The organism is Opitutus sp. sgz309028, from assembly GCF_059821195.1.
Window position 1 is genome coordinate 1 of record NZ_JCAMRR010000005.1, and the last position, 22,405, is coordinate 22,405.

28 protein-coding genes are annotated in these 22,405 nt (G+C 60.8%); 17 read left to right on the top strand and 11 right to left on the bottom strand.

Features of this window, described 5'->3' with window-relative positions; all coding sequences use genetic code 11:
- Window positions 1-475 precede the first annotated feature (475 nt).
- The 6 genes from AC6RV7_RS18430 (at window position 476) to AC6RV7_RS18455 (ending at window position 3,865) form a co-directional block, all read left to right on the top strand.
- The gene (locus AC6RV7_RS18430; protein ID WP_500095663.1) at window positions 476-817 is read left to right on the top strand and encodes a CPCC family cysteine-rich protein; all 342 of its coding nucleotides are present in this window, start codon (window positions 476-478) and stop codon (window positions 815-817) included.
- A gap of 114 nt (window positions 818-931) precedes the next feature.
- The gene (locus tag AC6RV7_RS18435; protein ID WP_500095664.1) at window positions 932-1,300 is read left to right on the top strand and encodes a hypothetical protein; all 369 of its coding nucleotides are present in this window, start codon (window positions 932-934) and stop codon (window positions 1,298-1,300) included.
- Between the two features lie 535 nt (window positions 1,301-1,835).
- On the top strand, window positions 1,836-2,213 hold the full coding sequence (locus AC6RV7_RS18440; RefSeq protein WP_500095665.1) for a hypothetical protein: 378 nt from the start codon (window positions 1,836-1,838) through the stop codon (window positions 2,211-2,213).
- A gap of 117 nt (window positions 2,214-2,330) precedes the next feature.
- Window positions 2,331-2,825: an energy transducer TonB gene (locus AC6RV7_RS18445; RefSeq protein WP_500095666.1), complete on the top strand. Its 495-nt coding sequence runs from the start codon at window positions 2,331-2,333 to the stop codon at window positions 2,823-2,825.
- A 203-nt stretch (window positions 2,826-3,028) separates the two neighbouring features.
- The gene (locus tag AC6RV7_RS18450; protein ID WP_500095667.1) at window positions 3,029-3,319 is read left to right on the top strand and encodes a VOC family protein; all 291 of its coding nucleotides are present in this window, start codon (window positions 3,029-3,031) and stop codon (window positions 3,317-3,319) included.
- Window positions 3,320-3,424: 105 nt separating this feature from the next.
- Entirely contained in the window at window positions 3,425-3,865 is a 441-nt protein-coding gene (locus AC6RV7_RS18455) for a hypothetical protein (RefSeq protein WP_500095668.1), read from the top strand.
- Between the two features lie 192 nt (window positions 3,866-4,057).
- On the opposite strand, the gene AC6RV7_RS18460 is transcribed toward AC6RV7_RS18455, so the two are convergent.
- Window positions 4,058-4,384, bottom strand: coding sequence for a zinc ribbon domain-containing protein YjdM (locus AC6RV7_RS18460; protein ID WP_500095669.1), 327 nt, complete (start codon window positions 4,382-4,384; stop codon window positions 4,058-4,060).
- A gap of 175 nt (window positions 4,385-4,559) precedes the next feature.
- Between AC6RV7_RS18460 and AC6RV7_RS18465 the strand changes: the two genes are divergently transcribed.
- The 9 genes from AC6RV7_RS18465 to AC6RV7_RS18505 all read left to right on the top strand — a co-directional run bounded on the left by AC6RV7_RS18465 (window position 4,560) and on the right by AC6RV7_RS18505 (window position 9,001).
- Entirely contained in the window at window positions 4,560-4,901 is a 342-nt protein-coding gene (locus tag AC6RV7_RS18465) for a YciI family protein (RefSeq protein ID WP_500095670.1), read from the top strand.
- A gap of 143 nt (window positions 4,902-5,044) precedes the next feature.
- Window positions 5,045-5,269, top strand: coding sequence for a hypothetical protein (locus AC6RV7_RS18470; RefSeq protein WP_500095671.1), 225 nt, complete (start codon window positions 5,045-5,047; stop codon window positions 5,267-5,269).
- A gap of 90 nt (window positions 5,270-5,359) precedes the next feature.
- Window positions 5,360-5,761: a hypothetical protein gene (locus tag AC6RV7_RS18475; RefSeq protein ID WP_500095672.1), complete on the top strand. Its 402-nt coding sequence runs from the start codon at window positions 5,360-5,362 to the stop codon at window positions 5,759-5,761.
- Between the two features lie 229 nt (window positions 5,762-5,990).
- Complete coding sequence (locus AC6RV7_RS18480) at window positions 5,991-6,392, top strand: MmcQ/YjbR family DNA-binding protein (protein ID WP_500095673.1); 402 nt, start codon at window positions 5,991-5,993, stop codon at window positions 6,390-6,392.
- Window positions 6,393-6,424: 32 nt separating this feature from the next.
- Entirely contained in the window at window positions 6,425-6,835 is a 411-nt protein-coding gene (locus AC6RV7_RS18485; protein WP_500095674.1) for a GFA family protein, read from the top strand.
- Window positions 6,836-6,919: 84 nt separating this feature from the next.
- Entirely contained in the window at window positions 6,920-7,288 is a 369-nt protein-coding gene (locus tag AC6RV7_RS18490; RefSeq protein WP_500095675.1) for a DUF2200 domain-containing protein, read from the top strand.
- Between the two features lie 40 nt (window positions 7,289-7,328).
- Window positions 7,329-7,901, top strand: a complete 573-nt coding sequence (locus AC6RV7_RS18495; protein WP_500095676.1) for a transglutaminase-like domain-containing protein — start codon at window positions 7,329-7,331, stop codon at window positions 7,899-7,901.
- Window positions 7,902-8,182: 281 nt separating this feature from the next.
- Window positions 8,183-8,617: a pyridoxamine 5'-phosphate oxidase family protein gene (locus tag AC6RV7_RS18500; protein ID WP_500095677.1), complete on the top strand. Its 435-nt coding sequence runs from the start codon at window positions 8,183-8,185 to the stop codon at window positions 8,615-8,617.
- 87 nt (window positions 8,618-8,704) lie between these two features.
- Window positions 8,705-9,001 (top strand): hypothetical protein, encoded by a 297-nt coding sequence (locus AC6RV7_RS18505; RefSeq protein WP_500095678.1) that lies wholly within the window; start codon window positions 8,705-8,707, stop codon window positions 8,999-9,001.
- Between the two features lie 103 nt (window positions 9,002-9,104).
- On the opposite strand, the gene AC6RV7_RS18510 is transcribed toward AC6RV7_RS18505, so the two are convergent.
- Window positions 9,105-9,779 carry a phosphoribosyltransferase gene (locus AC6RV7_RS18510; protein WP_500095679.1) on the bottom strand — a complete coding sequence of 225 codons (675 nt, stop codon included), beginning with the start codon at window positions 9,777-9,779 and terminating at the stop codon, window positions 9,105-9,107.
- A 386-nt stretch (window positions 9,780-10,165) separates the two neighbouring features.
- Here AC6RV7_RS18510 and AC6RV7_RS18515 point away from each other — a divergent pair, with 386 nt between their 5' ends.
- The gene (locus AC6RV7_RS18515; RefSeq protein ID WP_500095680.1) at window positions 10,166-10,951 is read left to right on the top strand and encodes a PRC-barrel domain-containing protein; all 786 of its coding nucleotides are present in this window, start codon (window positions 10,166-10,168) and stop codon (window positions 10,949-10,951) included.
- 73 nt (window positions 10,952-11,024) lie between these two features.
- On the opposite strand, the gene AC6RV7_RS18520 is transcribed toward AC6RV7_RS18515, so the two are convergent.
- Both AC6RV7_RS18520 and radC read right to left on the bottom strand, forming a co-directional pair.
- A complete protein-coding gene (locus AC6RV7_RS18520; protein WP_500095681.1) occupies window positions 11,025-12,305 on the bottom strand; it encodes a Gfo/Idh/MocA family protein in 1,281 nt (426 codons plus the stop codon).
- Between the two features lie 186 nt (window positions 12,306-12,491).
- The gene (radC, locus tag AC6RV7_RS18525) at window positions 12,492-13,217 is read right to left on the bottom strand and encodes a RadC family protein (protein WP_500095682.1); all 726 of its coding nucleotides are present in this window, start codon (window positions 13,215-13,217) and stop codon (window positions 12,492-12,494) included.
- 49 nt (window positions 13,218-13,266) lie between these two features.
- On the opposite strand from radC, the gene AC6RV7_RS18530 reads away from it, so the two are divergent.
- A complete protein-coding gene (locus AC6RV7_RS18530; protein ID WP_500095683.1) occupies window positions 13,267-14,010 on the top strand; it encodes a ThuA domain-containing protein in 744 nt (247 codons plus the stop codon).
- 16 nt (window positions 14,011-14,026) lie between these two features.
- Here AC6RV7_RS18530 and AC6RV7_RS18535 read toward each other — a convergent pair whose 3' ends face one another.
- From AC6RV7_RS18535 to AC6RV7_RS18565, 7 genes are all read right to left on the bottom strand, one after another.
- Window positions 14,027-14,536, bottom strand: coding sequence for a hypothetical protein (locus tag AC6RV7_RS18535; RefSeq protein ID WP_500095684.1), 510 nt, complete (start codon window positions 14,534-14,536; stop codon window positions 14,027-14,029).
- Window positions 14,537-14,654: 118 nt separating this feature from the next.
- Complete coding sequence (locus AC6RV7_RS18540; protein ID WP_500095685.1) at window positions 14,655-15,650, bottom strand: peptidylprolyl isomerase; 996 nt, start codon at window positions 15,648-15,650, stop codon at window positions 14,655-14,657.
- The gene (gene mfd, locus AC6RV7_RS18545; protein ID WP_500095686.1) at window positions 15,647-19,153 is read right to left on the bottom strand and encodes a transcription-repair coupling factor; all 3,507 of its coding nucleotides are present in this window, start codon (window positions 19,151-19,153) and stop codon (window positions 15,647-15,649) included. The genes AC6RV7_RS18540 and mfd overlap by 4 nt, the downstream gene beginning before the upstream one ends.
- 65 nt (window positions 19,154-19,218) lie before the next feature.
- Window positions 19,219-19,914: a ribonuclease III gene (gene rnc / locus AC6RV7_RS18550; protein WP_500095687.1), complete on the bottom strand. Its 696-nt coding sequence runs from the start codon at window positions 19,912-19,914 to the stop codon at window positions 19,219-19,221.
- Window positions 19,911-20,702, bottom strand: coding sequence for an ABC transporter permease (locus tag AC6RV7_RS18555; protein ID WP_500095688.1), 792 nt, complete (start codon window positions 20,700-20,702; stop codon window positions 19,911-19,913). Before AC6RV7_RS18555 ends, rnc begins: the two co-directional genes overlap by 4 nt.
- Window positions 20,703-20,707: 5 nt before the next feature.
- The gene (locus AC6RV7_RS18560; RefSeq protein ID WP_500095689.1) at window positions 20,708-21,520 is read right to left on the bottom strand and encodes an ABC transporter permease; all 813 of its coding nucleotides are present in this window, start codon (window positions 21,518-21,520) and stop codon (window positions 20,708-20,710) included.
- A gap of 87 nt (window positions 21,521-21,607) precedes the next feature.
- On the bottom strand, window positions 21,608-22,387 hold the full coding sequence (locus tag AC6RV7_RS18565; protein ID WP_500095690.1) for a ParA family protein: 780 nt from the start codon (window positions 22,385-22,387) through the stop codon (window positions 21,608-21,610).
- Window positions 22,388-22,405 lie beyond the last annotated feature (18 nt).

Below are 22,405 nucleotides of genomic sequence, written 5' to 3' on the forward strand. Positions count from 1 at the left end.
GAAAGCACTTGGCCAGTTTGCCGTTCTTTTTGGATCGCGGTTTTTGCCCTCAGCTAGCTGAGGGCAAAAGGAAACTACACCATAACCGATCCACACACAGAATTACTGATACCTCCCCTTCTTGTAAGGCGAGCTGACGACCTTCCGGCCGCCGCTCTTGCAACGGTTCGAGTTAAGCGGCCGGTGAGCCTCGCGCCGATCCTGCTAGCGCACGGAGTCCAAGCTCCGAGAGCCAATCGATCTGACGCGGGGCAGGCCGTGGCGGGCGATCACCCGCCACGGCCGTTCACTGGCCAAGGAGAGCTTGCTGGTGGCCGCTCCCCTTGGCCAGTGAACCTACAAGAGCCAACGCCGGGACTTGTCACGCCTCGTGCTTTAGAATCTGTTTTCGAAATGAAACGACAGAATGTGAATCGTGATGCGGCACGAGGCGCGCCAAGTCCCATCGTGGCTCATCTTTGACGTTGGGCAAAATATGACGCTCGCATGTCCATGCTGCGGTTTCCGCACTATAGGCGAAGAGCTTTACGGCTCATACGAGATCTGTCCTGTCTGCGGATGGGAAGACGATGCCGTCCAGCTTGCGAATCCGTGCTCGGGTGGCGGCGCGAATAAAGAGTCGCTCGTTGATTGTCAGAAGCGCGCGGCCACGTGGTCAGCGGAGCAGATGCGTGTTTTTGAGCGCGATCCAGATTGGCGTCCGCTGCGGGAAGAGGAGATTGCTCGCTTTGCCGCGATTGCGAAGGACAAGCATTGGACGTTTGTGGGCGAGACAGCGCCAGACCTCGCGTATTGGCGCACGCCGAAGCTCAGATGAAAGAAGAGCCCAACAAGGCGCCAGAGCCAACGATCACAGCTGTCACGATCCGTGCTCCGAGCAGCACGGCTCGCGCCAGCCGTGATCGTGGCTCATCTTTGACGTTAGGCAAAAATGATGAAGAGAAGATTCTGCCACGTCGGCCTTTTGATTCTTTTCTGCTGCACGATGTGGCTGGAAGTGCCGGACGCGGCCGCGCCACTCATCTTTGCTATCCCGTTTTTCGGTCTGACAATTGGTGTAAGGGGCGGGGGCGTTCATCTGGTTGATTTCGCAGCACTTCTTGGAGTCATTGGCGCAGTCGGTGCAGTTGTCGCGTTGTTCAAGAAAGAAAATGGGGCAGTCTCGATATTTGCGCGGACGGCCCTCGGCACCTCAGCTCTGCTTTTCGTTCTCTCGTCCAGGCCGATGTGGGAATCGGCGCTTACAGCGCTTCCCTTTTGCGTAGTATTATTGTGGCCGTGGAAAAAGCAAAATGCCTAACCAGGCGCTACAGCCAACGCGTATGCTTGTCACGTGTCGTGCTGACGCACGCCCCGCGCCAAGCACACGCGTGGCTGATCTTTGACGTTAGGCAAAGATCCAGATGCGATACGTGATAGACCTCGCTTTTCTTGCCATGGGAGTCGCGGCGATCGTTCTTCCTTGGATTGGTCTCCGACGCACGGGCCGGGACCTTTATCGGATCATCGGCATTCTCGCATCCTTAGCGTGCGGCTGGTGTTGCACTTTCATCGTGGTCTCTTGGTTTATCGCAGTGATGCCGTCCTATATATTTCTTGCGATACCGTTGTTTTTTGTAGTTGCGGTGACCACTTGGTTCGCGTGCGGTGCACATGCCAAGAAGCGCAAATCCGCCTAACCAGGCGCTACAGCCAACGCGTATGCTTGTCACGGATCGTGCTGACGCACGCTCCGCGCCAAGCACACGCGTGGCTGATCTTTGACGTTGGGCAAAGACATGAAAACTGCGGCCGCTACGATTCTAGTCTTCTCCGTCCTTCTCTGTGGCTGTCTTATGACGACAAAGCGCGGCGAATATACGCTCGACGTGCGAAAAGCAGAAACAAGCCGAACCGAGGTTAGTGGATATTTTCTTGCGAGCGCGTTTGTTGAATGGGGGAAGACGCGTTACGGCAACGAGCCAAATCAATTGATTCAGATGTTGGTTGCTAGTTTGTTGCCGAGCGTCTCGCAAGAGAGCTACGAGGTTACGGACATGCGTTTCACGAGATATGAGCCTGGAGCGAATATGATTGGCTGGAGTGCGGTGGTGTCAGGCAGCGAAGAAGTGATTGCCCACCTGAAGTCGAAAGTCGGCAAACGTATCGAAGGCGATTTCTCGTTTGAAGAAGCTCGATTACTCGAGGTGAGAAGCGAGAGGACCTATCCCTGATGAACAAAAAGCCCAACCAGGCGCTACAGCCAACGCGTATGCTTGTCACGTTCCGTGCTTACGCACGGCCCGCGCCAAGCACACGCGTGGCTGATCTTTGACGTTGGGCAATATATTATGAACATCACTAAGTTGACGCTCGATTCGATATTATGCGCGTTGTCCTTTGGCTGCTACACATCGCAGGTCCCCTCCGATTATGCTGAGAGGGCGAACGCCAGCCTTGCTGCTCAACAGGCAGCGCCGGCCCAAACTGATTCGACGGAGCTCAAGGACCGATTGGTGCGCTTGTGGGCGGACGTTTCTGAGTATGTCGCGGCGATTCAGGAAGAGCGAAAGTTCAAGAAGACGCCTCGATTAATTTCGATGAGTCCACCGGCGTATCCCACCATTCCGTTGCTCGCAGGCATCAAAGGCCGTGTCTTGGTTTCCATCGTCGTCGGCCGAAATGGGTCAGTCATGGATGCAAGGGTGATGGAGTCTTCTGATTCGCGCTTCGATCAGTCTGCTGTGGATGCCGCGATGAAATGGAAGTTTTTGCCCGCTGAGTTCGAAGACGGTCCGACGATTGTCGTAATCACCGCACCCGTGGAGTTCGCAGGCAAAGGATGAAAAGGCCCAACCAGGCGCTACAGCCAACGCGTATGCTTGTCACGGTTTGTGCGGACGCACGCCCCGCGCCAAGCACACGCGTGGCTGATCTTTGACGTTCGGCAATAATATCCCAATATGAATGCATCAACAATACACGACATCGGTCAGATCGCGATCGTAGTTAGCGATGTTGCAGCGGCGAGAAGTTTTACACGGAAGTATTGCGATTGCGGCTGTTGTTTGATGCAGGACCAAATCTTTCTTTTTTGGCAGCTGGTTCAGTTCGATTGATGCTCACCACGCCGCAAGGTGAAGGTGAGGCCGGCAAGAATTCCATCATCTATTTTAGAACTACAGCGCTCGGTGATTTTTATCGTGCTGCGATCGAGCGTGGGGGACGTGCTGAGCGCGAGCCTCAGCTTACATCGCGATTGCCAGACCATGAGCTATGGATCGGATTTCTTCGCGATCCTGACGGTAATCTTGTTGGTTTGATGGAAGAGCGCCGCTGAAAAGCAGAACCAGGCGCTAGAGCCAACGACTCTGCTTGTCATGTCTCGTGCTCGCGCGCGAGACACGCCAAGCAGAGTCGTGGCTAATCTTTGACGTTCGGCAAAATGACCGTGCTGATACTCGCGCTTCTCTCCTCGTGCGTGGTTGCGTTTTTTGGCGCTCGCCTCGCCATCGGATATTTTTGCGCCATCACCGCGATGAGGTGTGTGAAGAAAGAAGAGGCTGAGTTGTTGCCCGCTAGAATACGGGAGGCGCTGTTTTCGCGTTGGACTTACTCGTGGCAGTCTCCGGTTTTTTATGAGATTGCGATTGGAAATCCTGCGTGGGCGTCGAAGCTTTCGATCGAGCCCGCATTACGCGCGGTGCGCCGAGACTTCCGATGGATGATTATTGCTATTACCGTCGCATTATCCGCTTTGTTGATTCAGGTCGTTTGGGTGCGATGGAAAGGCCGAACCAGGCGCTACAGCCAATGCGTATGCTTGTCGCGGTTCGTGTTTTTTCTTCGGCAGATGCGCTACGACGAACGATGTCATCCGCGTTAAGGAGCCCGGATCGGAAGGCACAGCGAGAGTCTAGTCGGTTACTGTCCACCGTATCTTTGTGAATATCGCGACCACTTTGACCGAGTCGACTTCTCAGAGGCTTTTTGCACAAGCAGTCAATATCGTAAAAAAGGGACAGCTCACGCAAAGCGAGCGTGACTGCTATCTGAGGCGTTCGAGCAGAATATGAAACTAGGACTTCTTGACGAAGCAGGCTTTCAACGCCAAGGGCGTGCCATCAATCTTGCAGTCGATTTCGTGATCGCCATCCACCAATCGGATATTTTTCGCTTTTGTACCTTGTTTCAGCGTCCCGGATGACCCGCGCAGCTTCAGATCTTTGATCAATATGACCGTGTCCCCATCCGTGAGCACGTTACCGTGTGCGTCCTTCACCACGCGCCCTGCATCCGGTGCCGCTTCTTTCGGCCACTCGTGACCGCAGGTTGCGCATTCCCAATGGTCGGGATGGCTCAGCACTTCTTCCATCGTACATTCAGGGCAGGTTGGCTTACTCATGATTCGGACGTGCAGCTAAAGGCGCTCTTCGGTCGCTCTTCAAGCGTTCAAATGCTCCACGTACCAGACGCCCCGAGCGTGCGTCACGTCGCTGCGGAGCAGGAGCGGCTCCGGCCGGAAGTCCCGTTTGACGTTAGCCAAAACGAATGGCATCGATAACCAACGAGAGCGCACCATGGCCAAATACCTGATCTCATTTCCCAGTGCAGCGATGGTCGTGGCCGATGGCGAGTTGGAGAGCGTGGGTCGCGAAGCACACGCGGTCATCAGCCAGGCCAAAGCCGCCGGCGTTTATGTCTTTGGTGGAGGTATCGACGAGGGCGTGCCGCCGGTGCTTGTGTCTGCCGACGGTAGCGTCGCCGCCGGGGGCTACCCGTGGGCTCCGCCTCTCAACGGTGGATTCACCGTGCTCGAACTGCCTTCACGCGAGGATGCCATCATCTGGGCGGCACGGCTTGCGAAGGCTTGTCGCTGCGCTCAGGAACTCCGTGTTTTTGGGTTCGATCCACAGTCCTGACGCTGCACGTCTATACAACTCGGTGCGCGCGATACACCGAACCTAGCGCTACGGCCAGCGCGTATGCTTATCTCGCTTTGTGACTTCGCATGGTTCGTTCCAGGCACACGCATGAGGTGCCTTCGACGCGGAAAAAGGGCGGTATGAAACCGTATCAGAACCGCAGCGGTGATGCCGGTGTTGTCGCATATGATCATGGCCCGAGCTGGATTGATCTTCAGTTCGCGGGTGGGCGAACCTACCGCTACACGGCGAGCGGAATCGGGACCGCCGATCTGGAAACGATGAAGAAGCTTGCGGATGCCGGAGAGGGGCTGACGACGTTCGTCAATACGCATTCGCACGTGAAGAACGGCTACGCACGGTAAGCAACTGTATTCGGTTCCGCTGACCTCAGGGTTCCTGCACGAACGCGGCTTGCCCGAGTCGCGGGCGTGGCTCATCTATCAGCTCCAGCGATGAACTCGAAGGAGAGATGGCCTTACTTAAGTCTTCTTGCCGCCCACATATTTTATCTCGGCGATCCGGACGACTTTCATGAGATCGACCGGATGGAGCTTGATCGCACGGAAGCTCAGGTTCGCGATTGGATCGAAGATGTGGCAGACGGCCTCGACCCAACGTCGCTAAAGGAAAGGGTCAGCGTGAGACAACGCTATCGCTATCCGGAGCCCCCTGACGAGTTTTCGCGACAGGCCTGGCTCGATTATGTGTTTTTGTTCGATCGCTCGGAGGTCCTCATCGAAGAGGTGCTGAGTTACCCGCAGAACGTTTTGCAGCCACCGATGCGGATGCGCCGGTTTAGCCGGCGGCGCTTTGTCGAATGCGGCGAAGAGATCAGGGAATTGTTCCCCGAGTAGTGGTGGGGCGGGCGACGAGTTGTTTCGTTTGAAAATGAATCCGACGTGAAACGTGGGGTTGGGCGGGTCGGGTAGCGGTCGTGTTTTCAGCAACGGATCGCGTTAGCGCGGACCTCAGGAAATCCGAACGTGCGCGCGAGTTGACACGCACGCGCCACGCCTTCTGTGATCGCAGCTCCGGACAAGCAATGAACGTGACTCTCCGTTAACCTCGGGCAAAAGGCGATTCGTGGACCAACAATCATTTCGACGGCTGGCGCTCTCGCTGCCCGCGACGGAGGAGCAAGATCATCGCGGGCATCCCTCGTTTCGAGTTCGCGACAAGATCTTCGCGACGCTTTGGCCAACAGAGAGGCGTGCGGTCGTGAAACTGAGCCTGAAAGAGCAAGCGGATTTGGTCGGCTCGAGGGCCGCGGCCTTTTCGTTGAACGCCTGGTCGCGCCAGGGTTGGACGAACGTGCATCTCGCGCACGTTTCGGTTGAGGAGTGTCGGGAGTTGATCGAACAGGCTTGGCGGATTGTCGCACCTAAAAAGCTCGTCCGCTTGCGTGAACAAGAAAACGAGGTTGTTCAGGGGGCAGACCCAACGGCCGATGGCACCGCGTCTGGTCCGGAGTCGGAGCCCCGCTAGCCAGCGCCGCTCTTCAGACTGTACAAAATAATATGAAACCCGTGACGGGATCCTGTTTGTGCGGCAAGGTGGCTTTCACGGTCAACGGATCGCCGCTGATGTTTCTTTATTGTCACTGCCGCTCCTGCCAGAGGTCGAGCGGGTCTGTTCATGCCGCGAATCTGGCGTATCCCGAAGGGGCGGTGAAATGGAGTCGGGGCGAAAATCTCATCGAGCTCTTTGTGGATACGGAGGAGAACCCGGGCTTTCCGCGCCGGTTCTGCAGGCGGTGCGGTTCGCCGGTGCCGAAACTGAGCCGAAATGGGAAGTTCTGGGTGGTGCCGAGCGGAACGTTGGATGCGGATCCAGGGATCAAACCGCAGGCGAACATATTCTGGGAGGAACATGCGCCGTGGTATGTGTCGGCAGATCTGATGCCCAAGCATGAGGGGCCGCTGGCTTAGGGGCAGTGGCGGAGTTGGCCGGCAGGCGAGGGCAGCGAGAAAAGCTTTGAGCGGTAAGGGAAGTCGACTAGGCCGGACAGTGTCATGCCAAAGAAACATCGGATTCTCACCACCAGTGTCGCGAAGGTTTATCCGTTCCTCGTCGCGAAGGCCGAGAAGAAAGGTCGCACGAGGTCCGAGGTGGATTCGATCATTCGATGGTTGACCGGCTACACGCAACGACAGCTGGAGCGTCAGCTCGAGAAGGAAGCCGACTTCGAAACCTTCTTTAAAGAGGCTCCGAAGCCGAATCCGTCACGACGCTATATCAAGGGCGTAATCTGCGGCGTTCGCGTTGAAGAGATTGAGGAACCGACGATGCGTGAGATTCGATATCTCGACAAGCTGGTGGATGAGTTGGCGAGGGGGAAGCCTTTGGACACGATTCTGCGAACGAAACCGGCTGGCGGATGAGGGCCCGCGTGGCTCATCGTCGATGCAACCTGAGATAGTTGTGGAAGCGTTTCTTCAACCGACCGACACGATCGACGCCGCTCATCCGGCGATCGTCGCCGCGGCTGCGAGCATCGCGGGCGACGCCACCGAAGATGAGGAGGTGGCGCGGCGCTGTTTCAGGTGGGTCCGCGACCAGGTGCAGCACAGCTCGGACGTACAGCGTCCGGTTGTCACCTGCAAGGCCTCTGACGTTCTGGAGCATCGCGTGGGGTTTTGCTATGCGAAGAGCCACTTATTGGCCGCATTGCTGCGGGCTCGCGGCGTTCCGGCTGCGTTATGTTATCAGCGCCTGGCCTATGACGATACGGCTTCCGGTTTCTTCCTGCACGGACTGGTGGCAGTGTACTTGAAACAATATGGTTGGTATCGCGTGGACCCGCGGGGAGGGAAGCCAGGCGAGTCGTCGGATTTCACGCCGCCTGTCGAACGGCTGCCTTACGCGCCGAGGCTGCCGGGAGAGATGGACCTTCCGGAACGATTGGCGGATGCCATGGGCTGCGTGGTATCGACCCTTCGGCGCTGGCCGACGGCGGCGGAGGTTCGTGCGAACTTGCCGGGTTATTCACGGTAAAGGTTGTACAGAATTGCGCTGTAGCTTGGGATAGCGCCGGACGAGCCGCGGAAGTCCTGTTCACAAAGGGCGTCAAGGAAACGAAAGAGCCCGATACGCGCGATTGGGGGCCTATCCTTCGGGACGAACTCAGGCCGGTGATCGACGATGTAACTCTCACCTCCGTGGAGCGTGTCGGTGAGACACCTCCGCGATTCGTGCCTGCTGGTGAGGTTGCGCGTGCCGGGGGAAGCGCGCGGAAGAGTGACGATCGGCGAATTTTATGCTAGAAGGGGAACGCCATGAAAATCGACGATTGCATCGCGTTCGCACGGGCGAATCCCGTTTGTCATTTGGCGACCGTGGATGGGGATCAGCCACGGGTCAGAACCGTTCTATTGTGGTTCGCGGATTACTCCGGTTTTTATTTCATCCTGCTCTCGCCGAAGTCGGTGAGTGCGCAGTTGAAGACGAATCCGAAGGCCGAGGTTTGTTTTCTCAATCATCCGGACGACATCGCGGGAGCGCGTCAGCTACGTGTTTCCGGCCGCATGGAGCTGGTGAACGATCGAGCGTTGCAGGAGCGCGCCACGAAGGACCGGGCTTTTCTCGCCGAGCTCGCGGGGCGTCCGGTCGATTCATTGGTGGAGGTGTTCCGACTGAGCCATTGCGACGCGCACTTCTGGTGCATGTCGGACGTGCTGAAGGAGCCTGCGTTGGCGCACGTTCAATTTTGAACGAGGTAGCATGAGCAGTCGAAAGGACGTTCCGTCTGCGCGGCGACCGCGAGAAACTGCGAAGCTAGTGCGTCGGCGATCCACGTCATGAAAAACCACCAACATTGGCGAGCGCTCACGCTGGCAGCCGGCGTCCTTTCGGTTGCAGGCCTGGCGGTTTTGTTCCTCGGCCTGCATGACATTCGGCATGATTATGCGAGTCCGGCCACGATGAGTCGCATCGCAGGCATCGGTGCAGAAACACTGCCGAAGTGGAGTGCCTGCGCGGGAGAGTGGCACGCCATCGCAGCGGGATTTTGGGTCGTCACAGCCTTCCACGTCCTGTTCTTCACGGGAGTGATCGGGAGCGCGCGCGCGAAGCGAGCGGGCGAGGGCGACACGTAAGGGTCTGCAGGCTGACTGGTCTACAGGCATAAGCGAAACGTTTCGTTCCGCGATCACGGGACGTCAGACGCGACGGGGCACCGCTTGGCATTTTTCGGCGCGGTTAGGTCATCATTTCGTGAGTCATGCCGACCTGGCTTTCCCTCAAGCAACGGCAGACCTCGGAATCTGACGTGGGCGGATAATCGCGGTAACACGCGTGTGGCGCGGGGAAGAGTTCGAGCCGAAACGGGCATACGAGTTCGCCGATTTCCGTTTCGAGTTTCCGGCACGCGGCGTGGCAGCCGGCCGGCACTGCGACCAGGACGCGTCTCGCGTGGCGTTCCTGGAGCGCGCAAATGGCGGCGCGCATCGGAAGGTCAGAGGCGAGGGCGTCATCGACGAGGAGGATGGTTCGTCCGCGAACGTCGAGAGCCGCGTGCTCTTCGCGATAGCACGCCTCACGACGCTGCAGCTCGACGAGCTCGCGGTCGGCAATCGCTGCGACTTCGAGCGGGGTTAGTCCCAATCGTTTCACCAATTCCGGATCGAGGATCTCGACGCCCCCAGGCGCGATCGCGCCGAAAGCGATGTCGGGATGCTGCGGCAGGGTGAGTTTGCGCACCACCACTGTATCCAATGGAGCCCGAAGGGCGGCGGCGACCGGCAGGCCGACGGGCACTCCGCCGCGCGCGAGTGCGAGCACGATCGGGTCGAACGGTGCGACCCGCGCATGCACGCAATTGGCCAGAAATCGCCCGGCTTCGTGGCGATCTCGATAAGGTTCGTTTCTCGTCATGACGTCCCTTCCTGCGGCCGCCAGCGGGGTGCAGGGGTATTTTCGATACAGGTCCGCCGCAGCAATCACTGCTCAGGCGCTGGATGGAATTCACAGCGCTTGGAAATGTTCGCTCGGGCACCACTACACGGCCACACAACAACAATAGTTGGGTTTGGCAGTGAGTGAAGTCAGCCGCGCGAGTTTTTCGTTTACGCCTAACGATTGCTTATCATCGGACCTATCGGGTCGCGACCTGAAGGCGGCGACGCGCAAGGCCGGATGCGCGTTACGGCGAACGTCCCATGGCATCTGCCGAGCCGTGACACTAAACTTAATTTCGCGGCGTGGCGTTTCGCACCCTGTGAACCTGCGCCAATTGCCGCGATCGAAACGAAAGGATTCCCATGCTGACGAAACTTAAGCAACTGGACGACTTCACCCTTCGTGCAAGCGGCGAGGAGATCGGGCGCGTGCGCGATGTGTATTTCGACGATCGCGAGTGGCAGACGCGCTACTTTGTCGTGCAAACGGGCGCATGGCTGAACCGGCGTGACGTGCTGATCGGTCCGGAAGCGTTTCAATCGCTCGATCGCGAACATCGCGCTTTGGCGGTCAACCTGTCGCCGGATCAGGTTCGCCACAGCCCCGAGGTCGACACGCAGAAGCCGGTATCGCGACAACGTGAAATGGAGCTGCGCACTTACTACGGCTGGCCGGCTTACTGGGGATCGATTTACACGGAGGGCGTGGTGCCACCGGTGTCGGCGGCGATTCCACCCACGGTCGCTGAAACCCGGGCGCAGGAGGCCCTCGCGAATCGCTCAACCGCGCAGGAAGGCGATCCGCATCTGCGCAGTGCGCGGGAGTTGACCGGTTATCATGTCGAGGCGACCGACGGCGCCATCGGGCATATCGAAGACCTGATCGTGGACGATGTCGGGTGGGCGATTCGCTATCTGCTGATCGATACGAAAAACTGGCTGCCGGGCCGCAAGGTCATCGTCGCTCCGCATTGGGCGCGCGAGATCAGCTGGGAAACGACGCGGGTCTACGTGGATCTCACCCGCGAGGCGGTGCGGGCGAGTCCGGAGTTCGACGACGCGGTGATGACGCAGTCGGATTACATCGACCGGCTGCACGACCACTACGGACGGGAGCGTTACGTCGACCGGCCGCTGCGGCGGCCGTGACGCGGTAAGGCGACAAAACGGCGGGCGACCGCGAGGTCTTTCGGCCGGTCGCCCGCGGTTTGGACTCAGCTCATCAGGCCTTTGCGCGGGCTGCACCCGGCACGGGCGCCACCTCCTCGGCCGGGCACGTCACGTTGCCCGTTTCGAAGTCCTCGGCCGTCGGAGTGAGGCGGAGATCGTAGTAGGCTGCGCCGGGCTGCGTGAGATCGCTCCAGCGAACCAGCTGGCCGGTGTAGGCGGAGATGCGGCCCATGATCGCGGTGAGGGTGGAGTCGGCGACGTTCTTGGAATCGTTGAGCGGCTGTCCGGCGACGATGCTGCGCAGCAGTTCGACGTGTTCCTGCACCTGGCCATCGGCGTGGGTGGGAAAGTCTTTCAACGCGACCGGCGTTTTCGCGAAGGTTTCGATTTTTCCGTTAGGGTAAACCGTGCCCTCGGTGCCGGTGAAAAATTCGCCGACGCGGTTGTAGCAGCCATTGATCTGACGGCACGTGCTGTGGATGTGGCAGCCTTGGCCGTAGTCGAAATCGACGCTGAAGAAATCGTATTGGTTGCCGGTTTGCCGGCGCATGCGACCGCCGAAACCGACGGCGGCGAGCGGCGTGCGGCCGATGAACCAGTTCGCGACGTCGATATTGTGGAAATGCTGCTCGACGATGTGGTCGCCGGACATCTCGAGGAAGTTGACCCAGTTGCGCGCCAGATAGCTGGCGTCGTCTTCGCCGGCGAGGCGTTCCTTGAACCAAAGCTGCGGCTGGTTCCACATCACAGTGCCGCCCGTGATCGTGCCGATCGCGCCTTCGCGCACCGCGTGTGCGTTGCTCAAATAGGCGCTCATGTAGCGGCGCTGCGCGCCGGCGACGACGGCGAGGCCTTTCTGGCGCGCGAGTTCGCCGGCGGCGAGGATGCGGCGCGCGCCCGGCGGATCGACCGCGACCGGTTTCTCGATGAAGCAATGCTTCCCAGCGGCGACGGCCGCTTCGAAATGCAGCGGTCGGAAATTCGGCGGCGTGGCGAGCAGCACGAGATCGATCGGCTGTTCGAGCACGCGGCGGTAGCTGTCGAAACTGCCGAAGCAGCGATCGGCGGGCACGCCGAACTTCTGGCCGGCCTCGACCGCCTTGCTGGCGAACGCATCCGCGAGCGCGACGATCTCGACCTCGACACCGGCGAGCGGCGCGGCCTCGAGCAGGTTCGCGATGGCGCCGCGGCCGCGACCACCGCAGCCGATGACGCCGACCTTGAAACGCCGGGTGGCGGACGCCTGACCGAAGATCGGACGGGCCTGCATCGCCAAGCCGGCGATGGCGACGCTTTTGACAAAACCGCGACGGGAGAACTCAGGGGTATTCATGATTTCAATGAGGATCGAAGGCGAAGGACGGCGCGACGCGGTCGCTGCCGCCCGGGAGGTTTGATCGCAGGCAAGACAACGCTCGCGCAAACGACCGCAGCAGCTTTCCGTGACGGATTTCCGCAGTCCAGTCCGATCTCGACGCACCGCGTGCGAACCGTTGACGGAAATGTCTCCCGGCGAAGCTCACAACACACCTGCCTCGCGGAAACTGTAGTAACCGCGCCCCGCCGGGTCGTGTCCCGCGCGGCCGACGATGACGTGGTCCAGCAAATCGATATCGACCGCACGGGCGGCCTCGCGCAGCTGACGCGTGAGCTGCAGGTCCGCGGCGCTCGGCGCGGGATCGCCGCTCGGGTGATTGTGGGCGCAGATGATCGCAGTCGCGGATTCGCGAATCGCCTGGCGAAACACCTCGCGCGGATGGGCGAGCGCGGCGGTGGCGGTGCCGGAGGTGACCTCGACGCGCCGGATCAGGCGGTTCTTGCGATTGAGGCAGAGCACCCAGAATTTCTCGACGGAGAGACCTTGGGCGAATGGCTGCAGGTGGGCCGCGACGAGGTCGGAACGATTCAGGAGTGGCATCTCGCCGCCTTGTTGGATGACCACGCGCCGGGCGATTTCGGCAACGGTGAGCAACTGCAGCGCTTTCACGCGGCCGATGCCTTTGAGCCGGCGGTAATCGGATTCGGACCAGCTGATGAGGCCGGAGAGCGAGCCGGCTTCGCCGATCAGCCGCGCGGCGAGCGTGAGGACATCCTGACCGCGGGTGCCGCTGCGCAGGAGCATCGCGAGCAGTTCGGTGTCGCTGAGAGCGCCGGCGCCGAGGCGTTGGAGGCGTTCCTGTGGACGATCGCCGGCGGCCATCTCGCGCAAGCGGTTGCCGTTGGGGTATGCCTCGGGGCTGGACACGCGTTTCTTTTGGACAGGATTTTGCGGCCTGCCAACCTTTGAAACCGTGATGAATCCCCTGCGTGTCGTCGTCTGGAGCGAGTATGTGCACGAGCACAAGAATGCGAAGGTCGCCGCCGTGTATCCCCACGGCATGCACGAAGCGATCGCCGCCGGTCTGCGCGAATCGCTCGCGCACGCCACGGTTTCAACCGCCACGCTGGCCGAACCCGAGCACGGGTTGACCGAAAAGCGGCTCGCGGAAACCGACGTGCTCACATGGTGGGGCCACGTGGCGCATGAGCAGGTGAGTGACGCCGTCGTCGATCGCGTGCAGAAACGCGTGCTCGAAGGCATGGGGCTGATCGTCCTGCACTCCGGGCACTACTCGAAAATTTTCAAGCGACTGCTCGGCACCTCGTGTTCGCTCACGTGGCGCGAGGCGGACGAACGCGAGCGGCTGTGGGTGTGCAATCCCGGGCATCCGATCGCGCGGGGTCTCGACCGCTGCTTCGAGCTACCCGCGGAGGAAATGTATGGCGAGCCGTTCGGCATTCCGGCGCCGGAGGAGCAGGTGTTCATTTCGTGGTTCGAGGGCGGGGATGTTTTTCGCAGCGGCTGCTGCTGGCGGCGGGGCAACGGGAAGATCTTCTATTTCCGCCCGGGACACGAAACGTATCCGACATATCATGACGCCAACGTGAAACGCGTGCTGGCCAACGCCGTGGAGTGGGCGCGACCGCAGGGGCGTTGGGTGGATTCGTGTCCGAACACAAAAGTGCCGCTCGAGCGCATCACGCCGAAGCAGCGCTGACAGCCGCGCAGTGCGGTTACGCCGCGGTGGCTTGGGGACTTTGGCCGTGCACGCGGGAGGATTCGTCGCCGGCGATTTGGCGGATGTAAGCCTGGAAGTCCGGATCCTCGCCTTGCAGCAATTCAGGCAGGAGTTCACGAAAATCCGGTCGTCGGCACCATTCGCGCATGTAGTCGTCCCAAGTCTGCCAGAGACGCGTGGCCTGGCGGCTCATCCGCTCCTCGTAAACGGTGATGTAGGCGCGTTCGAAGATCGAAACCAGCACTTCGAAGAGGATGTTGCGCCGTTCGATCTGGTCGGATGTGAACGGCTTCGGCGGTTCGAAATGGGTCATCAAATGCAGGTCCGCGTTATCCAGCACGAGCCGCAGGAATTTCGTATACTCGTCCGATAGCTGCAGGTAGCGCGCCTCGTCGTCGCCCTGGCGCTCCTTGCGCTGTTCCTGGAGGAAAACGACGATCGCGAACGGCAGACCGACGATGGTCACCACGTAGCTGAGCGCTTCGAGCCATTCGAGCGTCGTCATGGCGACAGGGTAGCGAGAGCCGCCAAGGGGTCAAACCCGGGTCGAATCGAAACGCGGCTAACAAAAAGGCCGGTCGCAAGGACCGGCCGAAAAGAAGAATGCAGGAATAAAGAAGCGCTCAGTAGTGCTTCACGTAGCCGTTGCGGCGCAGGCGCTCGAGCCAGCGTTCCTGGCTGTTGCGAGACATCTGCTGGACGAGCGCGCGCTCGATTTCGTCGCGCACGTTGTCGATCGGCTGGATACCCGCGTATTTGCGGTCTTCCGCATAAAGGATGAAGCAACCTTCGGGCAGGAGGATCGGATCGGAGGCTTCGCCGGGCTTGAGCGCAAACAGCGGTTCAGTGAACTCGGGCTTGAGGTCGGAACGCTTCATCCAGCCCCAGTCGCCGCCCTTGGCGCGGCGCGAGTCTTGGCTGTATTCCTTCGCCAGATCCTCGAACTTCTCGCCGGCTTTCAGGCGCGCATAAACCATGTTCGCTTTTTCCTGGAGGTCCGCGTCGGTCTCGCCATTGGTGCGCGTGAACTGAATCAGCCGCAGGTGAACGCCGTCCTCCTGATAGAAGCGGTCCTTGTTTTCGTTGTAATACGTTTCGATGCGCACCGGGCTGATCAGGCTCTGCGACTTCCGCTGCTGCTGGCGCATGTATTGGTAAATGATGTCTTCCTCCACCTCGCGGCGATATTCGCGCATGGTCATGCCGCGCGAGTGCAGGTAGGAAAGGAACTTCGAACGATCGTTGTCGAACTGCTCGGTCATGATGTCCGAGATGCGGTTGTCGACGAAGCTGATCGGGATGTGCTTCTTCTCGTCCTTGCGGAATTCCTTCACGATCAGCACGCGATCGATGAGGCTCTGGATGACGTCGTCCTGCAGCTGCTCGAGCTTCTCGTTGAACTCGCGCTCGCTGCGCGCCTCGCGCTGCAGCTGACCGACGAGCGGCGCGATCTCGCGACGAACGTCGTCCACGGTGATCACCTTGTCCTCGGCGATGGCCGCGATGCCGTTGGCAAAGCGGAGATTGAGACCGTCGTCAGGCGGCGGGCTGGATTGCGCAAAAGCGATCGAGGCGAGGCCGAGGGAAACGAACGCAAAACGGATACGACCTGACATCATGGAGTGGGCGGCGTGGGCAGATTATTCAAAAACGCGATGACTTCCCGTAACCGTAGGAGGGGCTTCGGGGCGGTCAACCTTGGAAACCGGGTTCCGACCTGGACCCAGTCGTCGCGGCGCCCGCTGTTCCGAAGACATTTCAGCCGGTTCGATTCGGTTTCGACGGAGAGGATGTTTTTTTGTTCCGCGCGGATGCGGATCTCGGTGATCAGCAGCAGCGCGCGCACCTCGTCGCCGAACTTGCCGAAACGGTCGCGCAAATCGGCTTCAATTTCCTTCAGCCGCGCAGGCGTGTCGGCCATCGCGAGCTTGCGATAGAAATCGATGCGCAGCCGCGTCTCCGGAAGATAGGAGGCCGGCAGACGCGCCTGGATCTTGGCGACTTCGACCGCGCCACTTTCGTCGAGCTCTGCGTCGCGGATCGCGGTGTAGCCGTCGTGGTGACGACCGCGTCCGGCGCCGACTGCGGCCGCCGGATCGACGCTTTCGCCAACGAAGACAAAATCGAGCTTCACACTCGCGCGGATCGCAGCGGCGGTTTTCTCGCCCTTGAGCCGGGAAACGGACTGCCGGAGCAACTGGCAGTAAAGCTCGAAACCGATGCCGACGATGTGTCCGCTTTGTTCGGCGCCGAGGAGGTTGCCGGCGCCGCGCAGTTCGAGATCGCGCATCGCGATGCGGAAACCGGCGCCGAGCTGATTGTGCTGACGCATCGCGGTCAGCCGCTGCCGCGCGACTTCGAGCAGCCGCGTGTGGCGATGGAGCAGGAGATACGCGTAGGCCTGATGCTTGAAACGGCCGACGCGGCCGCGAAGCTGGTAAAGTTGCGAGAGGCCGAAGCGATCCGCGCCCTCGATGATGATCGTGTTGCAGTTCGGGATATCGAGGCCGCTCTCGATGATCGTCGTGCACACGAGCACGTGATAACGTCCCGCCACGAATTCCGTCATCTCGCGTTCGAGCTCCGCGGATTCCATCTGGCCGTGGCCGGTGCCGATGTTGAGATCGGGCATGAGCTCGCGCAGCCGGGCGGCGACGAGATCGATCGTCTGCACGCGATTGTGCAGATAAAACACCTGGCCGCCGCGGCGGATCTCGTGGCGGATCGCGTCGACGACGATTTTCTCGTCGTAGGTTTTGACGATCGTCTGGATCGGGTGGCGGTTGGTGGGCGCGGTTTCGATCACGCTCAAATCGCGTGCGCCGGTGAGCGCGAGATAGAGCGTGCGCGGAATCGGCGTCGCGCTCATCGACAGAACGTCGACCGTCTCGCGCATTTTCTTAAAGACCTCCTTGTGCTTCACGCCGAAGCGCTGCTCTTCGTCGATGACGACGAGCCCGAGCTCCTTGAACTTCACGTCGTCCTGCAGCAGTCGGTGCGTGCCGATGAGGATGTCGACGTGGCCGGCGGTCGTTTCGGCGAGGATTTTCTTCTGTTCCTGGCGCGAGCGGAAGCGACTGACCATTTCGATCGCGATCGGATAGCCGGCCATGCGTTCGCGAAACGTGTTGAGATGCTGCTGCGCCAGCACCGTCGTCGGCACGAGCACGGCGACCTGGCGTCCGCCCTGGACGGCCTTGAAAGCGGTGCGAATGGCGACTTCAGTTTTGCCGAAACCGACGTCGCCGCAAATCAGCCGGTCCATCGGACGGGTGCGCTCCATGTCGCCTTTCGCGTCGTTGATCGCGCGCATTTGATCGGGCGTTTCGGTGAAGGGGAACGACGCCTCGAATTCCTTCTGCCACGTGTTGTCCGGCGGAAAGGCGAAACCCGGCTGCGCTTCGCGCGCGGCGTGGATGCGCAGGAGCTCGGCGGCGAGATCGATGGTGGCGCGCTCCGCGGCGGCGCGGGCTTTCTCCCAACGACCCGAACCGATGCGGCCAAGCTGCGGTTTCGTTTTGCTCAGGCCGACGTAGCGGCTGATCAGGTGCGATTCCTGCAGCGGCACGTGCAGCGTCACGTGGTCGTCGAACTCGAGCGAAACGACCTCGCGGATGCCCTGCGCCGTATCGAGTTTCGTGAGGCCGCGATACAGCGCGATGCCGTGCTGGAGGTGTACAACGAAATCGCCTTCGACCAGCTCGGAGAAATCGAGGAGCTGGTCGATCTGGGCGCGCTGGGCGACCGCACGCGTATTCACATTGGCACGACGCAGCCGCTGGCGGCCGAAAATTTCCGTCTCGGTTACGACCACCAGCCCGCTGTAGGGCGGGGGCTCCCGGCCCGGCCGCTTCGCTCGCCCGGCGGGATCGGGAGACCCCGCCCGACAAAGGGAGCGAAGGTCGGTCGTCTCGCGAAACGTGGCGCGAAAACCCTCGTTGAGCGTGCCGCGCAGGAAGCGCGGCTGGATAGCCTTGAAGCGGGAATCCTCGTCGAGGATTTCGCGAATGCGTTGTTCTTCGCCCTCCTTGGTGACGACGAAGAGCACAGCGTAGCCGTCTTTCTTCCACGCGGCGATTTGCAGCAGGAATTTTGCGCGCGCCTCTTCTTCGACCTGCAAACGTTCCTGCGCGACGAGCGAGTCCTCGGGATAACTGCGGTGATGAACGAGACTCTCGGTGTCCCACGTGGTCTCGTGTTCGACGTTCTCGAAAAGGGCGCTGGCTTCGTCGAGGTCGCTGATCGCAAACGACGCGGCGCATTTTTCGAGCAGCGGCGTGAGTCCGTCGGTGCCTTCGCGTGCGGAGGCGCTGAAGGCCTCGTCGAGCGTGGCCGGCTCGACGAACGCGAGATGCGCGCGCGGCGTGAGATAATCGGCGATGCCGGTTTTGGCTGGATCGAGCTTCACGCGCGATGACGCGGATATCGTGATGCTTCCGACGGACGCGCCGGAACGCTGCGTGACGGGATCGAAAGCGCGGATGTCCTCGATTTCGTCGCCGAAGAAATCGAGCCGGTAGGGCTCGCTCGCCGTCACCGGGTAGACATCGATGATGCCGCCGCGGATGGCGTAGTGGCCGGGCGCTTCGCAGACCGCCTCGGAATCGTAGTCGAGTTGTTGCAGGCGCTCGAGCAGGCCTTGAAACGACTGCGTCTGGCCTTTCGCGAGTGTGAACTCCCGCGTGGCGAATTCCTCGATCGCCGGCACCGACTGCAGGAGCGCGGCGGGTGTCGTGACGATGAGGAGTTGAGGGTTGGGCGCGGAAGGTCGAGAGGAGGAGGCCGCGGTGCCAGCGGAGTTGGGGGGGCGCGAGAGCGAGCGCGTCGCGCGGAGTTTCGACAGAACCGTATAGCGATCGTTCGATGCGGCGACGGCTTCGCGCAGGTCGCGGTTGTCGGGCATCGATTCGGGAAACACCAGGGTCGTCGCACCCATCGCGCCGGCGGCGTTCTGGAAAAACGCCACGTCCTCGGCGAGCTCCTCGGCGGCTTTGAGATCCTCCGTGACGATCACCCACACGGGCGACGGATGCGCGCGCGTGAGCTCCTGGATCACGGCGCCGCGCGCGGGCGGGCAGACACCGGTGAGCTTGTGACGCGTGAGCGCGGCGAGATCTGACATGGGAGAGGCAATCAGGAAACGAGGGAACGAACGGAGCGCAACCGCCGCCAGCGGCGCGGCGAACGCTAGCCTTGGCGCAACGTCGCGAGCGCCATGCGCGCCGCGCCTTCCTCGGCGGTTTTCTTCGAGCTGCCGCGACCCCGGCCGAGTTCCCGTTCGTGCAGGAACACCGCGACCTCGAACTGGCGCGCGTGATCTTCGCCCTCGATGCGGATGACTTCGTAGCGCAGGGCGCTGTTGCCATGCTGCGGTTGCACGAGCTCCTGCAGCTGGCCTTTCGGATTCTGTTCCTCGACGGTGGCGTTGAGCCGTTCCGGCAGGTCGCGGTAAAGCCCGAGAATGATCCGGCGCGTCGTGGTGAGATCGCTGTCGAGATAGAGCGCGCCGAAGAGCGCTTCCATCGCATCCTCGAGTGCGGCGGGGCGCTGGCGTCCACCGGTCGACTCTTCGCTGGTGCCGAGGCGCAGGCAGCGGTCGAGGCCGAGTTCCAGCGCGAGTTCGGTGAGAAACGCGCCGCGGGAGAGCGCCGCGCGGCGCTTGCTCAACGAACCCTCGCGATCGCCGGGAAACAGTTGAAACAGCGTTTCCGTCAACACGAGCTGCAGCACGGCGTCGCCGAGAAACTCGAGCCGCTGGTTGCTCTCGGCGACCTCCGGATGCTCGGGCAAATAGGAGAGGTGCGTGACGGCGCACTCGAGCAGCGCTGGATTGCGGAACGTGTAGGTCAGCCGGTCCTGCAGTTGTTCGAGCGGCGTGCTCATGAGCTGGCGCTGGAGTAGCGGCGCAGGCCGCGGTGAAACACGAACACCGCGAGGCCGAACCAGACGATCGTGCAACCTACGAGCCACAGCAACCACGTGTGATCGAAGCCGTGCAGCAACGTGCTCGCGGGGGCGTTGGTGACGACGACCGCGGGCAGCGCCCAGACGAGAATCACGCGCGTCGCCAGGTTGGTGAACGCCTGCTTCGGCAAACGTGAAAACTCCGTCAGCGTGAAATACCCGCCCTCGAGTCCTTGTGCGTTCGCGAGCCAGAAAGCGACCGAGATCGAGAGCGCGAGGATGCTGTAGTGAATCACCAGGCCGCAGAAGATCATCAGGAGATACAGCGCGACGCCGGCGACCGTGATCTCGAGCTGCAACTGCTGCGCGGCGTAAATGACGACGGCGCCGGCGGCGACGAGGTTAACGAGGCCGTCAGGATCGAGTTTGCGCGTCGATGCCATGAACATGACGTTGCCCGGCTGCGCCAGCATGAAGTCGAAATTGCCCGTGCGGATATTGCGGCCCATCTCGAACAGGCTGCTCCAGAAAAAACCCATCAGCAGCCGCTGGATCATCATCGAGGTGCCGACGAGCAGGACCATCTCGTATTTGCTCCAGCCGGCGATCGAGTCCGTGTGTTGATAAATTACGCCGATCGTGAGCAGCGTGACGACCATCCAGAAAAGTTCGACGAGCGACCAGACGAAGAAGTCGCCGCGAAACATCAGCGTGCGGACGATCGAATACCGCGCGGACGCGAGCCAGACTTTGAGATAATGCAGCATCGTGATCAGCCTCCAACCGCAGTGTGACGGCGCAGTCCGCGCAGCCAGAGCCAGTGATTCAGTAGCAGCAGCGCGAGCACCCAGCCGATCTGGATCGCGAAACCCTCGGCGATCGCGCCGCCGTCACTGAGGCGTCCGGTGAAAATCGCGGCCGGAAAATACATCTGGTAATAGAACGGCAGATATTTCGCGATCTGGTAGGCCCACGTCGGCAGCAGATCCAAAGGAAACATCTGTCCGCCGAGGATTGTTTCGATCGCCATCGAAAGAATCACAAAGCCTTGGATCTCGAGAAACCAGAACGTCAGCAGGCCGAAGCAGTAGGCGATGCTGAACTGGATCATGGCCGAAAGCATCATCGCGGGAATGCCGACCGCGAGCCGCCACGGTTCCGCGGGAAACGTGAGCGCGTCGTGCACGAACGGCATCGCGATCACGAGCGGCACGAGCACGAGCGCGCCGGAGACCAGACGCGCGGCGACGAAGATGCTGAAGCGATACAGGAAGTAATTGATCGGTTTCAGCAGGAACTGGTTGATGATGCCCTGCCGGATTTCCTCGCTGATCTGATAATCCTCGTTGAACGCGCTGATGAAAAACTGGAGCACCAGCAGCGTGACGAAATAGGTGAGCGTCTGGTTGAGCGAGAAGCCGCCGAGCTCGTCGCGCCCGAAAAATGCGGCCGTCCACAGGATGAAAATCGCCGCGAGATGGAAGAGCGAAAAGAACCCGCGAATCGCGAAGTTCCACCGGTAAACGATGTTGCTCTGCAGCCCGACGAGGAACGCGTAGCGGTATTTTTCGAGCGCGGAAAACATGTGGGAAACCGTCGGTGATGAAGCCGGCGCGATTCGCAGGAACGAAGCGCGGAGCCGGCCGGCGTCAATTCGCGGAAGCGATGACGTTTATTTCAGGCCGAAACGCTCGATCACTTCCTTTGCCAGCTGGCGGTAGGCGGTCGCGCCGGGATTGGACGCGTCGTAGGCGAAAATCGTTTTGCCGAAACTCGGCGCTTCGCTGAGCCGGACGGTGCGCGGGATGACGGTCTTGAAGATCTTCTCGGGCAGGTGCTGCTTCACTTCCTCGACGACCTGGCGCGAGAGATTCGTGCGCATGTCGAACATCGTCATGACCACGCCACCGAGTTCGAGGTCGTCGTTGACGTGCGCGGCTTTCAGGCGGTCGACGTTGCGAAGAATCTGGCCGAGACCTTCGAGAGCCATGTATTCGCACTGCAGCGCGATCAGGAGGTAGTTGGCGGCCGCGAGGCTGTTCATCGACAACATGCCGAGGGCGGGCGGGCAATCGATGATGATGGCGCGGTATTGCTCGGAAGCGCGGATTGGTTCGAGGACGGTGCGCAGGCGCAGCAGGTAGTTCTCCGATTGCGCGAGCTCCATCTCGGCGGCGGCGAGGTCTTCCTCGCTCGGGATCAGCGCAAGGTGTTCGTAGCTGGTGGTCGTCACCATCTCGGCGGCGGTGCCTTCGTTATGGAGCGGACCGTAGAGACTTTTGCCGTTTTGCTTTTCGACGCCGATCGCACTGGTGGCGTTGGCCTGCGGATCGAGATCGAGCAGCAGCGTCGGAATCTTTTTCTCCGCGAGCGCGGCGGCGAGATTGACGGCGGTGGTGGTTTTGCCGACGCCACCTTTCTGGTTGGCGATCGTGAAGACGGTGGTGGGCATTTGCAGCAATGGGTAAGG

Coding starts and splice junctions, on each gene's coding strand:
- AC6RV7_RS18515 (WP_500095680.1), top strand. CDS start 10,166: ATGCTGACGAAACTTAAGCAACTGGACGACTTCACCCTTCGTGCAAGC.
- AC6RV7_RS18430 (WP_500095663.1), top strand. CDS start 476: ATGACGCTCGCATGTCCATGCTGCGGTTTCCGCACTATAGGCGAAGAG.
- AC6RV7_RS18455 (WP_500095668.1), top strand. CDS start 3,425: ATGACCGTGCTGATACTCGCGCTTCTCTCCTCGTGCGTGGTTGCGTTT.
- AC6RV7_RS18445 (WP_500095666.1), top strand. CDS start 2,331: ATGAACATCACTAAGTTGACGCTCGATTCGATATTATGCGCGTTGTCC.
- AC6RV7_RS18560 (WP_500095689.1), bottom strand. CDS start 21,520: ATGTTTTCCGCGCTCGAAAAATACCGCTACGCGTTCCTCGTCGGGCTG.
- AC6RV7_RS18460 (WP_500095669.1), bottom strand. CDS start 4,384: ATGAGTAAGCCAACCTGCCCTGAATGTACGATGGAAGAAGTGCTGAGC.
- AC6RV7_RS18565 (WP_500095690.1), bottom strand. CDS start 22,387: ATGCCCACCACCGTCTTCACGATCGCCAACCAGAAAGGTGGCGTCGGC.
- AC6RV7_RS18485 (WP_500095674.1), top strand. CDS start 6,425: ATGAAACCCGTGACGGGATCCTGTTTGTGCGGCAAGGTGGCTTTCACG.
- AC6RV7_RS18465 (WP_500095670.1), top strand. CDS start 4,560: ATGGCCAAATACCTGATCTCATTTCCCAGTGCAGCGATGGTCGTGGCC.
- AC6RV7_RS18535 (WP_500095684.1), bottom strand. CDS start 14,536: ATGACGACGCTCGAATGGCTCGAAGCGCTCAGCTACGTGGTGACCATC.
- AC6RV7_RS18490 (WP_500095675.1), top strand. CDS start 6,920: ATGCCAAAGAAACATCGGATTCTCACCACCAGTGTCGCGAAGGTTTAT.
- AC6RV7_RS18510 (WP_500095679.1), bottom strand. CDS start 9,779: ATGACGAGAAACGAACCTTATCGAGATCGCCACGAAGCCGGGCGATTT.
- AC6RV7_RS18520 (WP_500095681.1), bottom strand. CDS start 12,305: ATGAATACCCCTGAGTTCTCCCGTCGCGGTTTTGTCAAAAGCGTCGCC.
- AC6RV7_RS18500 (WP_500095677.1), top strand. CDS start 8,183: ATGAAAATCGACGATTGCATCGCGTTCGCACGGGCGAATCCCGTTTGT.
- AC6RV7_RS18540 (WP_500095685.1), bottom strand. CDS start 15,650: ATGATGTCAGGTCGTATCCGTTTTGCGTTCGTTTCCCTCGGCCTCGCC.
- AC6RV7_RS18555 (WP_500095688.1), bottom strand. CDS start 20,702: ATGCTGCATTATCTCAAAGTCTGGCTCGCGTCCGCGCGGTATTCGATC.
- AC6RV7_RS18475 (WP_500095672.1), top strand. CDS start 5,360: ATGAACTCGAAGGAGAGATGGCCTTACTTAAGTCTTCTTGCCGCCCAC.
- AC6RV7_RS18435 (WP_500095664.1), top strand. CDS start 932: ATGATGAAGAGAAGATTCTGCCACGTCGGCCTTTTGATTCTTTTCTGC.
- mfd (WP_500095686.1), bottom strand. CDS start 19,153: ATGTCAGATCTCGCCGCGCTCACGCGTCACAAGCTCACCGGTGTCTGC.
- rnc (WP_500095687.1), bottom strand. CDS start 19,914: ATGAGCACGCCGCTCGAACAACTGCAGGACCGGCTGACCTACACGTTC.
- AC6RV7_RS18505 (WP_500095678.1), top strand. CDS start 8,705: ATGAAAAACCACCAACATTGGCGAGCGCTCACGCTGGCAGCCGGCGTC.
- AC6RV7_RS18530 (WP_500095683.1), top strand. CDS start 13,267: ATGAATCCCCTGCGTGTCGTCGTCTGGAGCGAGTATGTGCACGAGCAC.
- AC6RV7_RS18470 (WP_500095671.1), top strand. CDS start 5,045: ATGAAACCGTATCAGAACCGCAGCGGTGATGCCGGTGTTGTCGCATAT.
- AC6RV7_RS18440 (WP_500095665.1), top strand. CDS start 1,836: ATGACGACAAAGCGCGGCGAATATACGCTCGACGTGCGAAAAGCAGAA.